The organism is Pedobacter caeni, from assembly GCF_900129215.1.
In the GTDB taxonomy this organism is placed as follows: domain Bacteria; phylum Bacteroidota; class Bacteroidia; order Sphingobacteriales; family Sphingobacteriaceae; genus Pedobacter; species Pedobacter caeni.
The window spans coordinates 540,797-553,845 of record NZ_FQUQ01000003.1 but is presented as its reverse complement, the minus strand read 5'-3'; the positions used below and the strand labels follow the sequence as shown (position 1 = coordinate 553,845).

The following is a 13,049-nucleotide window of genomic DNA, read 5'->3' as shown; positions in this document are numbered from 1 at the left end:
TTTATGATTCTGTATAATTAGAAACGGAAATGAGAGAACGCTTTGTTAGCCTCAGCCATTTTATGCGTATCTTCTTTTTTCTTCACTGCTGCACCTTCACCTTTAGCTGCTGAAACGATTTCACCTGCTAATTTCTCTTTCATTGTTTTTTCTCCACGTTTACGAGCGTAAGAAATTAACCATTTCATGCCTAAAGCAATCTTACGGTCAGGTCTTACCTCTGTAGGTACCTGGAAGTTTGCACCACCTACACGACGAGATTTAACCTCTACAGCAGGCATTACATTTGTTAAAGCACGTTTCCATACTTCTAATCCGTTCTCACCAGCTTTTTTCTCAGCTAGTTCTACAGCATCATAAAAAATATCATATGCAATGGATTTTTTTCCATCATACATCATATTGTTTACGAACCTTGTCACCTGAACATCGTTAAATTTTGGATCAGGAAGGATAATTCTCTTTTTTGGTTTTGACTTTCTCATTTGTTTTTCCTCCTAATTATTTCTTTTTACCTTTTGTTGGTGCCGCAGCTACTTGTCCTGGCTTAGGACGTTTAGTACCATATTTTGAACGACGTTGGTTACGACCAGCAACTCCTGAAGTATCTAATGCTCCACGGATGATGTGATAACGTACACCTGGCAAATCTTTAACACGACCACCACGGATCAATACAATGGAGTGCTCCTGTAAATTGTGACCTTCACCTGGAATATAGGCATTCACCTCTTTACCATTGGTTAAACGTACACGGGCAACTTTACGCATTGCTGAGTTTGGTTTTTTAGGGGTAGTGGTATATACACGTGTACATACACCTCTTCGCTGTGGACAGCTGTCCAACGCTGGAGACTTACTCTTGAACTCCAGTGCTACTCTACCTTTTCTAACTAATTGTTGAATGGTTGGCATTGTTCTTTTTTTGTTTTCTATTAATATTTAAAAACTTTACCCCTATAATAAGGGACTGCAAAGGTAAGACAATACATTTTATAAATCAAGGGGTTAACATAAAAATAATTCACTGGAACACAAGCGCCCGGCAAGCGGGGATCAACCGTATAGACTCCGGGGTTGGAAGGTAGTTGAGAGGGAGTTGGAAGGTAATTGAGAGGTAGTTGAAAGGTTAAATAGCCTTCCAAGAACTACTCGGCTACCTCTCAATTACCTTCCAACCCCGGAGCGTCCCCGGAGCGTATACAGACAGTGTACACACCAATCAGGAAAATCATAAAAAAACCTAAAAATAAATTTTGCTTCGGAACAGGTGTTAATACGGTTTCACCCATACACGCTCTAAGCTCGGTCTATACTCGGTCTATACTCGGTGCACACTCGGTCAGAAGCGCATTAAAGGCGGGTAAGCAACGGGTAAACATTGTGGATAAAACGATGCTCCCTGCAAGCAGTCAAAACGTTAATATTAAGCTATTATGGAGTTAACATAATTCCAAAGCCTAAATAATCAGCTTCTGTTTTATGGATATAAACTTTAGATTGAACAGCGGCCCAGTTCAACACATAATATTTGAGCCCTGCCGTCCAATAGGTTTTCACGTTATTTCCTGATGGAGAAAAATGATTATAGTGCAGATAATAGCCGTACTTGGTCATGATGGCCAGCCGGTCCATCCAGATGTCAGGACCTACAGCAAGGCCAACCCGCCAGCGATCCAGTGAGGTGGCCAAAGACTCATAAGTCTGATCATTATATTCATAAATGGAATGATAATACACTGCATCAAGTCCGGAACTAAGACCCAAAAGTTCATTTAAGCGATAATTATAACCGGCATACAAGCCAGTTTTGTACAATCCCTCTTTACTTCTAAAAATACCCCTGCGACCAATATTTACACCAAAATCAAACTTATGCTTTGCATATTCCTCCCCCCCCTTCCACTCAAGGCTATCTGGTTTAGCTTGTCCGGAGGAATGCAAAGATTTGAGCAAGCCCAGACTGACACTGCTGACATTGATGCCATGATTAGGTGTACGGATTGCTCCATTAGAAAAGTGCAGCATATCAACACCTGCTGAAAGCTTCATAGAGGGGCTGATTTTGGTAGCAACTTTTAAGGCCATCCGGGAAGCAAAATTAAGATGGCTGCCAATTAATTGATTTTGATTTGTAAAATAGGTCTGCCCTAAATAACCTATCCCCAAACCCGGAGCTGCCCATAATTCCCCATACCTGTTTTTTAACAGGGTGAAATTTAAGGCCGCCAAAAGTGCATATGTATTTCCAAACAATCCAGACCTGGGATCCGAAACCAACATGACATCCCCCATGTTCTTATAATTAAACACAAGGTCAATACTGTTGAGGTTCAACATCCTCATCCAGGGACGTGGATTTACATTCTTATTGATGTGATAAGTAAACTCTCCGCCAAAGACATTTCCCCGAAGCTTGTTTTCGGCAGTAAAAAGTGCTAAAGAAACCTGTGGTGAAAATTCAAAGCTGTTCCCCTGACCCGACTTTTGTCGTCCATAAACATCATTCGCCAACATTAAAGCGCTAAATACTAATACGGCGAAATAATAACGAACACCCCCCATGTAGTTCATTTCATGACATATATAAAGAAAATTATCCTATTAATGAAATGTATTGAGATAAAGTTTTTCCACTTTTTTCCTTGCCCAATCTGTTTTACGCAAAAATTTCAAACTGGACTTAAGGCTGGGATTATTCTGAAAGCAGTCAATCCGGACCAATAGTCCTAATTCCGGCCATCCATAATGCCATACCAGTTGTTTAACAATAAACTCCAGTGTTTTACCATGTAATGGATTATTTGGTTGTTCTGCTCCCGTCATGCCACAAAATTAAAAAGAATTTCCGGCTCTAATGACTAAATTTGTTGTATTCAATTTTATTTAATCCATAAAAGATGCAATTCAAATTAGGAGATTTTGTTCGTTTTGTAGACGAAAACATAGAAGGGTACATTACCAGAATTATAGATAAAGACACCATAGGCGTAACCGATTCCAATGATTTTGAAATCCCCGTGCAGGCCACTAAGGTTACGCTTGTTCATGGCGAGATTCCTGACAACGACATCGTTTCGAACCGTCCGGCAGTAGTTGTACCAGAAGCACAATTCATTAAAGAAGGAATTTATCTTGGACTGATCACCGATCAGCACAGCAGTTCAGTTGCACATTTCCACCTCGTGAATGAGAGCTCATTTCAATTACTGGCCAGTCTGACCACAGAAAAAGGAGATCATTACAAAGGTGAATTTGCTGCTATTGTCCCAGCACATTCCACAAAAAAAATCTACTCTGCCCAGCTTGGTGACATTCAGATCTGGCCAAAGTTCAAACTGGAAATCTTATTTCATACTCCGGCAGATGTGGAACCTAAAGATGCCATCATCTATCACGAACGCATCAAAGGAAAAGACCTTTCTGTGGCCAAAGAAGAAATCGCCCTGCTCAAACAAAAAGGCTGGTTGATCCGGCTGGATGCTGCCGAAGCCCTGATTGATGCAGATAAGCTTAAAGAAAGCTTCTTTAAAGCAAGATAACGCAAAAAACAAAACGCTTAAAAACTAAGAATCAAACAATTACCAACCCAGACGGGTTATCATTCCAGATCAAAAAATCAAAGCAATGAAAAGACTATCCCCTATTCTCGCAATTCTTTTTTGCATTCCATTAATGGCCGTCACCTGTAACCGCCCTATGGAAAAAGCCGATGAGCCAAGGCTCAAGGACATTAAGCTACCTGAAGGCTTCAAAATAGCCGTTTATGCTAAAGTAGACAATGCCCGCTCTATGGCGCTTGGCACCAATGGAACCGTATTTGTTGGCAACAGGGATGGTGATAAAGTATATGCTTTGGTAGATGCAGATAAAGATGGAATAGCGGAAAAGACATATGTCATTGCACAGGGATTAAAAGATATGCCCAATGGGATTGCGTTTAAAGATGGTAGTTTATATGTAGCTGAGGTCAGCAAAATCTGGCGTTTTGACAAGATAGAAGAACAACTGGCTAATCCACCAAAACCAGTATTGTTATACGACAAGCTTCCTAAAGACACCCATCATGGCTGGAAATACCTGGGCTTCGGACCAGATGGCAAATTGTACTTTCCAATCGGTGCACCCTGCAACATTTGCGACAATACAGATAAAGACAAAAGATATGCTTCCATCCTCCGGATGAATCCTGATGCCTCAGGTCTGGAGGTGTTTGCCAATGGGGTAAGAAATTCTGTTGGATTCGACTGGAACCCGCTTACTAAGGAATTATGGTTTACCGACAATGGAAGAGACATGCTTGGGGAAGACATTCCCGGAGATGAGCTAAACCGCGCCGATAAACCGGGCATGCATTTTGGCTATCCTTTTGTCCATGCCGGAGACATCTTAGACCCGGAATTCGGGAAAGGAAAAGACCCTAAAAATTTTACTGTGCCTCAAAGAAAGCTTGATGCTCATGTAGCCGCATTAGGGATGAAATTCTATACCGGAGATATGTTTCCAAAAACTTATAAAAATCAGATTTTAATCCCGGAACACGGATCATGGAACCGCAAAGCTCCATCAGGTTACCGTCTGATGCTTGTTAAACTCGATGGCAATAAAGTATTGAGTTATGAACCTTTTGCCACAGGTTGGTTAAAAGGAGGAAAAGCATGGGGAAGACCTGTAGATATCCTTCAGCTGCCAGACGGTTCTATCCTGGTATCGGATGATTTTGCCAACCTGGTGTACAGAATCACGTATGAAGGTTAATATTTTTTAGAGCAGAATATTGTCTTTCCAATTATTTTTTTGTAATCTGTTGCAATCGTTTAAAATGATCATAAATGAGCGCAACAGATTACGAATTTGATTTCATTAATATTGGCAAAAAAACACATGACCTTCTTATAAAATGGGGAGTTTCAGATAGCATTGCCGACTATATCAACCTTCTTGCACTATCATTGGTGCTCGCGATTGCAGTTTATTTGCTGCACTATGTCCTCAGACGTTTGTTAAGGATCACCTTAATCCGGATTACAAAACGCACAAAGGTTGACTTCTTCCATCATTTACTGGAAAACCGCTTTTCTCATTTTGTAGCATTAACCACAGCTGTGGTATTGGTAAAGAATTCCATCCCGGTAGTTTTTTATTCTTTCCCCAGTCTGATTGCCCCCTTAAATAAACTTACAGAGGTTTATCTTGTGATCATCATCATCTGGCTGATCATTTCCCTGATCCGTTCGGGAGCTGATTCTTTAAGAAAAAAGTCGGCTTTCAAATCGAAACCCATAGAAAGCTATATGCAGGTGATCAGAATCATCCTGTTTTTTATAGGTGCCGTGGTCATCTTCTCTAACCTTACCGGAAAATCTCCACTGACCTTCTTTACCGCTATGGGGGCCATTTCCGCAGTATTGTTATTGATGTTCAAAGACACCATCATGGGATTTGTAGCCAGCATACAGGTGAGCACAAATGATACGGTACGGATCGGTGATTGGATTACGATGGCAAAATATGGGGCTGACGGCGATGTCGTGGAGATTAACCTCACCACTGTTAAAGTGCAGAATTTCGACAAAACCATCACCACCATCCCCACCTACTCGCTCATCTCGGACTCTTTCCAAAACTGGCGTGGCATGACACAGTCCGGAGGAAGAAGGATAAAAAGAGCCATTTTCATCCGGCAATCGACCATCAGGTTTCTGACCTATGAGGAAGTAGAGCAATTCAGAAGAATTCAGTCCTTAACCTCCTATATTGACCACCGGCAAAAGGACATTGACAAACATAATGAACGTATCGGTGCCGACAAAAGCCTTTTAATCAATGGCAGAAACCTGACCAATGCAGGATTATACCGGAAGTACATAGACAATTACATTTCCAACCATACCGGCTTACATAAAAAGATGACCATGATGGTCAGACAACTTGCCCCAACCGCAAATGGTTTACCATTGGAAATCTATGCGTTTACAGGGACCACAAAATGGGTTGATTATGAGTACATCATGGCCGATATATTTGACCACCTGCTGGCTTCTGCAACTTATTTTGATTTGCAGGTTCATGAAATGGATATATTAGCACCTGTCCAATAAAAAATCCCCTTGTGAAACAAGATTCACAAGGGGATTTTTTATTGGACAAGGGCGATACTACTTTGTCCAGCTATTATTTTCAGAATTGCTGTCGGGCAGCACCTTTTCCGGATCCAGGGTTACTGAAACCACTTCCTCGGTGGTTGGGTAATGAACTGTCCAGCTCTTATTCCGCATCCAGATGTCTACCGGAAGCTTAATGACCTCTGACTTTCCGCTTTTGGTTTTTACCTCTAAAATAACCGGCATCGGCATTTTTTCCAGATTGGCAACCACAATATCATAACCTGTTCTTACCCCATCTTTTGCCAGTTCTTTTACCTCAGAAATACCCTGATCTGTTTTCCAGTTTTCCATAAACCAACCCCTCCAGAACCAGGAAAGATCCTCACCTGCTCCATTCTCCATCGAACGGAAAAAGTCAAAAGGACTTGGATGTTTATAAGCCCAGTTCTCTATATATTTTTTAAAGGCATAATCAAAACGATCCGCACCTAAAACATGATTTCTCAGCACATTCAGACCCCATGACGGTTTATAATAAAGGTTAACCCCAATGTTAGCTTCCTTCATGGCATCAGGACTTAACATCACATATTCTAAAGCATCATTGCTTAAGTATTTAGCAACCCCTTGCATATTTTCCGGTTTTGCCTGATACTCTCCATTGTTAAATGCCGCTTTAGACAAGCCATTGATAAAGGTATTAAAGCCTTCGTCCATCCAGCCAAATTTACGTTCGTTGCTTCCTACGATCATTGGAAACCAGGTATGACCAAATTCATGATCAATCACACCCCAGGCGCTTGCATTTTTCGCTTTCCATCCACAAAAAACGATCCCCGGATATTCCATCCCACCTACATTGCTGGCTACATTCACCGCCATCGGGTATGGGTATTCAAACCATTTTTTTGAATAATATTCAATAGAAGATTTCACATACTCCACTCCCCTGCCGTATCCGTCTTTACCATTGCTCTCCACAGGATGTGCGGAAACCGCCAGCGATTTCTTTCCACTTGGCAGGTTAATCCTCGCTGCATCCAAAACAAATGCTTTGGAAGAGGCCCAGGCTACATCACGTGTGTTTTTGATCTTAAATTTCCAGGTTAAGGTTCCTTTTGCAGGGCGGGATTTAGGATCGGTCACTTCCGACTCAGACCGGATGGCAATTGTTTTATCACTTAATTTCGCTGCATTCCAACGGGTCAATTGCTCCGCGGTCAATACTTCCTGCGGGTTTAGCAGTTCACCAGAACCCATCACGATGTGATTGGCTGGCGCAGTGACAGAGAAATCTACATCTCCAAATTCACAATAGAATTCACCCGCACCCCAATAAGGTAAAGTATTCCAGCCCAGAATATCATCATAAACACTCATTCTTGGAAACCATTGTGCAATGGCGAAAATCTCTCCGTTTTTAGTAGCCAGATGTCCCATACGGTCCGAACCGTTAATAGGAATAACAAATGAAAAATTCATTTTTATGGTGATCACATCTCCATTTGGAGCTAAAGGCTCATCCAGACGGATCTGCATCCTGGTATCTTCTGTCAGTGAGCTGAATTTTACCGGCTTCGCCTTTTGAGAAACACTTAAGCCTTCTATTTTATAACCACCCTCAACCTTTTCACCTCTTGCTCCATATCTGCTCCCGGCAGCAATCAGTGAATTTCCTCGTGAAGAAGCTGAAAAAAGATTCTGGTCTAACTGAAGCCACAAGAAAGGCAATTTATCAGGACTGTTATTTTTGTAGGTGATCGTTACTGATCCGGTCACAGTATTTTTTACTTCGTCAAGATTTGCCGTGATGTGATAGTCGGCACGGTTCTGCCAGTACTTAGGGCCGGGATAGCCATTGGCTGAGCGGTATTCATTACCGTTTTGTGTGTAAAACAAAGGATTGAATGCGGCATGAGGATCATAGTTCCCAGCTGGCTGTTGTGCCATGGAACTAAAACCAAATGCGCATAACAAGGCCAATAGTAAGAAAGGCTTATTCATCATGTTTATTTGTTGGTTTTTAGATTCGAACTAAAGATATAAAATGAAATTTTATACCTGACCATTGTAACGGTTTTATTAGTTCGCCTTCAATTTAGGCATAGGATAAACCTTACGCTGGTCTGCCGGAAGTTTAAGCCATCGATGATAACACTGAACGATATAATAGGTGTAGTTAAAAGGACGCTCGCTCTTGATCAAAGGCTCTGATGGCCGGTAAATGGCCATAAAATCTATCAATTCCTGCCCCTGAAGCTTTACCAGTTTGGTGATGGTTTCCTTGTTAAAATTTTCTCTGATCTCGGTTTCGTAGACATCCCGTTCTTCGAGCATTCTCTCTTTCTCCCTTTCCCTCTTCATTTTACCATAGCCCAGGTTAAACAGCATTCCTCCAGCCCTATCGTTATTTCCCTTACCTCTTAATCCGTCCGCACCGAATCTCTTCGTTTCCTTTGCATTAGGATCCCGGTACAATACAGAAGGGTTCACTTTAGCACTCAAAATTTCCACTTCCTTTAAAAGCTTTGAATTCGGGGGCAGGAAAATTGTCTTCGGCTTCAGGTCAATCAGAAAAAGCGTATCCGTATGGTAACCTACATAAGAAAACTCCAGCAAGTCACCAATCTTTGCAGGAAGGGTAAACTGACCAGCCGCCTTCGTTCTTGAAAGCTCTTTGCTACTCAGGTTCCGGACCACCACATTCTGAATAGGAAAAGTTTTATTATCGTAGTCATACACATTTCCGGATACAGAAGATTGTGCCCTGACAAAAACAGGGGTAAGACACATGAACAAGATGAATGAGATGAACAACCTGAATAAATACTTAGCCATATTCAAATGTAACGCTGTTTTTACCTGCTGATTATATTTTAACAAAATTTAACACCCTAATGGCAATTACTTTAAAGTCTTTTGATAAGCTTCTTCTTCAAAACTGATGAGTACTGCTTTTCCATTAAGCTCCACAACTGGTCTTTTAATCGCACTGGTGTATTTCAAGAGCAGCTGAACGGCAGATTCCTGATCAACAACAAGAGCTTGTTCTCCGGGACTCAACTTTTTCCAGGTGGTTCCTTTTTTGTTCAGGACCTTCTCCCAGCCAAATGTTGCACACCATTCATTTAGTTTTTCGGCAGTGATTCCGCTCTTCTTGAAATCGTGGAACGTTGGATTAAATCCATTATCTGCTAACCAGGTTCTGGCTTTCTTTACTGTATTGCAATTTGGTATTCCGTATATTATCATATCAGCAAAAATAAAATTTATTATCATTAATATTGTTGTTGATTTTATCTGTCTCTGTGGGGGCGACTTGAAATTTCAAAAGATGATGCCAAAAACCGGATTCAGTTATAGAATTGTACTGAATTTCAATGTTTTTTTTTGCAGAATTTTAATTTCAAAACGAACTAAGATTCTAGATGAGCTCTTAACATTTAATTGTTTACAAATATGTTTAAGCTAACTTTTAAACAGCAGGTATTAACAGGATTTACTGTTTCCTTGTTGTTTGTACTCGTATCTGCCGTTACTTCTTACCTCAGTGTGGAGAAACTTAATGAAGATACGAAGTGGCAAAGCCACACTTATGAGGTCATCGATCAGATTAAAAATGTGGAAACACAAGTTCTGAATTCAGAAAGTTCTTTACGGGGATTTATTTTATCTCAGAAAAGTGCTTACCTCAAGCCTTATAATAAAAATGCACCAATGATCCTGGAGACGGTTCAGGGCTTAAAAAAACTGATCAGCGACAACCCGGAGCAAATCACACAAGCAGACTCCCTTGATTCATACTCCCATAAGAAAGTAGCAGAAATGCAGGAGGTGATACGTATATACGATAATAAAGGGCAGGCTGCGGCCACAGATAGGGTACTAAACGGAGGTGGACAAGCTTATAAAGATCAGATGCTCCTGATCAGTAAAAAAATGATTGAGACCGAATTTCGTCTACTGGCGGAAAGAAAATCTGCGATTGTCAGTAGTAGTGAGCGAAGTACCTGGATCATTTTACTCAGTTCTTTAATTATATTCGGACTGATCCTTTTTCTATTTACTTACATCAGAAAAACATTTGATCAGCAAAAACTGACGGAAGCCCAAATCAGAGAGTCCAATCTGCAGCTGGAAAAAGTATCCGCTGAAAACGAGCAAAAAAACTGGTTACTATCCGGCAGTACAACCGTTAATGATGCCATGCGCGGAGAGCAGGAAATTGAAGAGTTGTCGGTCAATATCATTACAAGGATCAGTAATTACATCAATGCACCGGTTGGCGCTTTCTTTTTAGTGAACCGTTCTAAAAAGACTTTCAAATTTACCGGAGGATACGCTTATCAGTCTAAAAAGGGAGAAATCAACCAATATCATTTCGGAGAAGGACTTGTTGGCCAGGTGGCATCAGAGAAACAGGTAAAATTATTCAATAATGTTCCTTTAGATTACCTGAAAATTAGTTCGGGACTGGGGAGCACTTTACCAAAATGTATTTATCTCGTCCCTATCATATTTGAAGATGAAAGCCTTGCAGTAATCGAATTAGGCATGATGGAGGCTCCTGACGAAAAAACGGTATTGTTCCTGAACAGCATCAGCGAGAGTGTTGGAGTGGCCGTAAACAGTGCGGTAGCGAGGGTAAAACTAAGGGCATTATTTGAGCAAACCCAACAGCAGGCTGAAGAGCTGGAAAGCCAGCAGGAAGAACTCAGAACCACAAACGAAGAGCTGATGTATAAAACAGATCAGCTTCAATCCTCGGAAGAAGAACTCCGGGTACAACAGGAAGAGCTACGTCAGACCAATGCAGAACTTGAAGAAAAAGCACAACAGCTGGAAGAACGTAACATCTCCATTAACCAGGCAAGAGAAGCCATCAGCCTGAAAGCAGAAGAACTGGAAATTTCCAGTAAGTACAAATCTGAATTCCTGGCCAATATGAGTCATGAGTTAAGAACCCCATTGAACAGTATCCTGATCCTGGCAAGAATCCTGAAAGAAAACAGACCTGAAAACTTGAATGACGATCAGCTTAAATATGCTGGTGTGATCCACAATGCAGGAAATGATTTACTGACGCTGATCAATGACATCCTGGACTTATCGAAAATTGAATCCGGAAAGGTAGACCTGACAATTGAAAACGTAAAACCGGAATCCATCAAACATGGTATGGAATCTTTGTTTACAGAACTGGCAAGAAGTAAGAAAATCCAATTCAAAACAATTATTGAACAACCTCTTCCGGAAAGTATCCTGACGGATCAGGCCAGACTGGAGCAGATTGTTAAAAACTTACTTTCCAATGCCTTCAAATTCACTCCTGAATATGGTCATATTACACTTACGATCAGCAAACCACCAAAAGATACCCGGTTTTATGCTGACCGCTTAAAAAATACAGCAGAAGAAATCATTGCCATCACCGTTATAGATTCCGGTATTGGCATTCCGGAAGAAAAGCAGAAACTGATCTTCGAAGCCTTCCAGCAGGCAGACGGCTCTACGAGCAGAAAATTTGGTGGAACAGGATTAGGTTTATCGATTAGTAAAGAGCTGGCCTACATCCTTGGTGGAGAAATTCAGGTAAGCAGTAAGCCTAATGAGGGAAGTATCTTTACCTTGTTTGTCCCAAGAAATAATTCCTTCCAGCTGCCGGAACAAATCATTCCAAATAAAATAGAGGAAGCGATCATCATTCCATTTATTCCGGAGGTGGTAAACCATCCGGTTAAATCATCTGATGAACCACAGACCTTACTGATTATTGAAGATGATGTGGTTTTTGCAGATGTCCTGAATGACTATGCACTTGAAAAAGGCTTTAACCCCATCCTTGCGCACAGTGGTGACACTGGTTTGGAAATGGCATTCTCTCAGCTTCCCGATGCCATCGTGCTGGACATTATGTTGCCGGTAATGGATGGATGGACCATTCTTAAAAAGTTAAAAGCTGATCCGCGGACAAAACATATCCCTGTACACATGATGTCTGCAGGAAATGAAAAGGCGAGTAAAGCTAAAAAAGAGGGAGCAATAGGCTTCCTGAAAAAGCCAGTAGAAAAAGAACAGCTCGATGAAGCTTTTAAATTACTCAGCGCTGCCTACCTGAAATACAATTTCAAAAGTGTTCTGGTTATTGAAGACCAGGAGCTGCAGAGCAGGGAATTGACCCAGCAGCTGACAGAAAAGGGAGTGGATGTAAAACAGGCTTTCACAGGAAAAGAAGCACTGGACCTCTTAACTGAGCAGGTTTTCGACTGCATTATCCTGGACTTGAAACTTCCTGATATTTCCGGATTTGATTTACTGGATCAGATCAAATCTCAGGAGCTCCATGCCCATATTCCAGTGATCATCAATACGGCAATGGAGCTGGACCAGGAGAAAATGGCCCACATCATGAAGTATACAGATGCAATGGTCCTGAAATCGAATAAATCCAATGACCGGTTAATCGACGAGGTAAGTTTGTTTATCAATAAGCTGAAACAAGATGGGCCGGCCATACCGGCAAAACCGGGTGGCAGTAAAGGTAAAAGCGTTTCCACGATGGAAAAAGTGCTGAAAGACAAAACCATTTTAATCACTGATGATGACATGCGGAACATCTTCGCCCTTTCCAGTGCGCTACAGCTTTACGACCTCAAAATCGTCATTGCCAATAATGGCAGGGAAGCGCTGGAGAAACTGGAAGAATCTGAACAGATAGATCTTGTCCTGATGGACATTATGATGCCTGAAATGGACGGCTATGAAGCCATGAAGGCCATCAGACTGGAAAAGCGTTTCGCAAAATTACCCATCATTGCTTTAACTGCTAAAGCCATGAAAAATGATCGTGAAAAATGTATCGAAGCCGGAGCAAATGATTATATTTCTAAACCGGTTGATATGGATAAATTATTGTCAATGTTAAGAGTCTGGTTAAGTTAA

General features: G+C 41.3%; 11 protein-coding genes. 4 read left to right on the top strand and 7 right to left on the bottom strand.

Annotated elements, in window-relative coordinates:
• Positions 1 to 17 precede the first annotated feature (17 nt).
• From rpsG to BUC20_RS16965, 4 genes are all read right to left on the bottom strand, one after another.
• Complete coding sequence (gene rpsG / locus BUC20_RS16980) at positions 18 to 485, bottom strand: 30S ribosomal protein S7 (RefSeq protein ID WP_008244596.1); 468 nt, start codon at positions 483 to 485, stop codon at positions 18 to 20.
• Positions 486 to 501: 16 nt separating this feature from the next.
• Positions 502 to 915 carry a 30S ribosomal protein S12 gene (rpsL, locus tag BUC20_RS16975; RefSeq protein WP_008244597.1) on the bottom strand — a complete coding sequence of 138 codons (414 nt, stop codon included), beginning with the start codon at positions 913 to 915 and terminating at the stop codon, positions 502 to 504.
• A 519-nt stretch (positions 916 to 1,434) separates the two neighbouring features.
• Positions 1,435 to 2,574, bottom strand: a complete 1,140-nt coding sequence (locus tag BUC20_RS16970; RefSeq protein WP_084528973.1) for an acyloxyacyl hydrolase — start codon at positions 2,572 to 2,574, stop codon at positions 1,435 to 1,437.
• A 30-nt stretch (positions 2,575 to 2,604) separates the two neighbouring features.
• Entirely contained in the window at positions 2,605 to 2,826 is a 222-nt protein-coding gene (locus BUC20_RS16965) for a VF530 family protein (protein ID WP_073232270.1), read from the bottom strand.
• A gap of 74 nt (positions 2,827 to 2,900) precedes the next feature.
• Between BUC20_RS16965 and BUC20_RS16960 the strand changes: the two genes are divergently transcribed.
• The 3 genes from BUC20_RS16960 to BUC20_RS16950 all read left to right on the top strand — a co-directional run bounded on the left by BUC20_RS16960 (position 2,901) and on the right by BUC20_RS16950 (position 6,101).
• Entirely contained in the window at positions 2,901 to 3,542 is a 642-nt protein-coding gene (locus BUC20_RS16960; protein WP_073232269.1) for a hypothetical protein, read from the top strand.
• An 85-nt stretch (positions 3,543 to 3,627) separates the two neighbouring features.
• Positions 3,628 to 4,758: a PQQ-dependent sugar dehydrogenase gene (locus BUC20_RS16955; RefSeq protein WP_073232268.1), complete on the top strand. Its 1,131-nt coding sequence runs from the start codon at positions 3,628 to 3,630 to the stop codon at positions 4,756 to 4,758.
• 74 nt (positions 4,759 to 4,832) lie between these two features.
• On the top strand, positions 4,833 to 6,101 hold the full coding sequence (locus BUC20_RS16950; RefSeq protein WP_073232267.1) for a mechanosensitive ion channel family protein: 1,269 nt from the start codon (positions 4,833 to 4,835) through the stop codon (positions 6,099 to 6,101).
• A gap of 57 nt (positions 6,102 to 6,158) precedes the next feature.
• Here the strand turns inward: BUC20_RS16950 and BUC20_RS16945 are convergent, their stop codons facing one another.
• The 3 genes from BUC20_RS16945 to BUC20_RS16935 form a co-directional block, all read right to left on the bottom strand.
• Positions 6,159 to 8,114: a M1 family metallopeptidase gene (locus tag BUC20_RS16945; protein WP_234994535.1), complete on the bottom strand. Its 1,956-nt coding sequence runs from the start codon at positions 8,112 to 8,114 to the stop codon at positions 6,159 to 6,161.
• A 75-nt stretch (positions 8,115 to 8,189) separates the two neighbouring features.
• Complete coding sequence (locus BUC20_RS16940; RefSeq protein ID WP_143166829.1) at positions 8,190 to 8,945, bottom strand: hypothetical protein; 756 nt, start codon at positions 8,943 to 8,945, stop codon at positions 8,190 to 8,192.
• 66 nt (positions 8,946 to 9,011) lie between these two features.
• Positions 9,012 to 9,359, bottom strand: coding sequence for an arsenate reductase (locus tag BUC20_RS16935; RefSeq protein ID WP_073232265.1), 348 nt, complete (start codon positions 9,357 to 9,359; stop codon positions 9,012 to 9,014).
• A gap of 207 nt (positions 9,360 to 9,566) precedes the next feature.
• On the opposite strand from BUC20_RS16935, the gene BUC20_RS16930 reads away from it, so the two are divergent.
• The gene (locus BUC20_RS16930; protein WP_073232264.1) at positions 9,567 to 13,049 is read left to right on the top strand and encodes a response regulator; all 3,483 of its coding nucleotides are present in this window, start codon (positions 9,567 to 9,569) and stop codon (positions 13,047 to 13,049) included.

Coding starts and splice junctions, on each gene's coding strand:
- BUC20_RS16960 (WP_073232269.1), top strand. CDS start 2,901: ATGCAATTCAAATTAGGAGATTTTGTTCGTTTTGTAGACGAAAACATA.
- BUC20_RS16935 (WP_073232265.1), bottom strand. CDS start 9,359: ATGATAATATACGGAATACCAAATTGCAATACAGTAAAGAAAGCCAGA.
- rpsG (WP_008244596.1), bottom strand. CDS start 485: ATGAGAAAGTCAAAACCAAAAAAGAGAATTATCCTTCCTGATCCAAAA.
- BUC20_RS16955 (WP_073232268.1), top strand. CDS start 3,628: ATGAAAAGACTATCCCCTATTCTCGCAATTCTTTTTTGCATTCCATTA.
- rpsL (WP_008244597.1), bottom strand. CDS start 915: ATGCCAACCATTCAACAATTAGTTAGAAAAGGTAGAGTAGCACTGGAG.
- BUC20_RS16930 (WP_073232264.1), top strand. CDS start 9,567: ATGTTTAAGCTAACTTTTAAACAGCAGGTATTAACAGGATTTACTGTT.
- BUC20_RS16965 (WP_073232270.1), bottom strand. CDS start 2,826: ATGACGGGAGCAGAACAACCAAATAATCCATTACATGGTAAAACACTG.
- BUC20_RS16945 (WP_234994535.1), bottom strand. CDS start 8,114: ATGATGAATAAGCCTTTCTTACTATTGGCCTTGTTATGCGCATTTGGT.
- BUC20_RS16950 (WP_073232267.1), top strand. CDS start 4,833: ATGAGCGCAACAGATTACGAATTTGATTTCATTAATATTGGCAAAAAA.
- BUC20_RS16970 (WP_084528973.1), bottom strand. CDS start 2,574: ATGAACTACATGGGGGGTGTTCGTTATTATTTCGCCGTATTAGTATTT.
- BUC20_RS16940 (WP_143166829.1), bottom strand. CDS start 8,945: ATGGCTAAGTATTTATTCAGGTTGTTCATCTCATTCATCTTGTTCATG.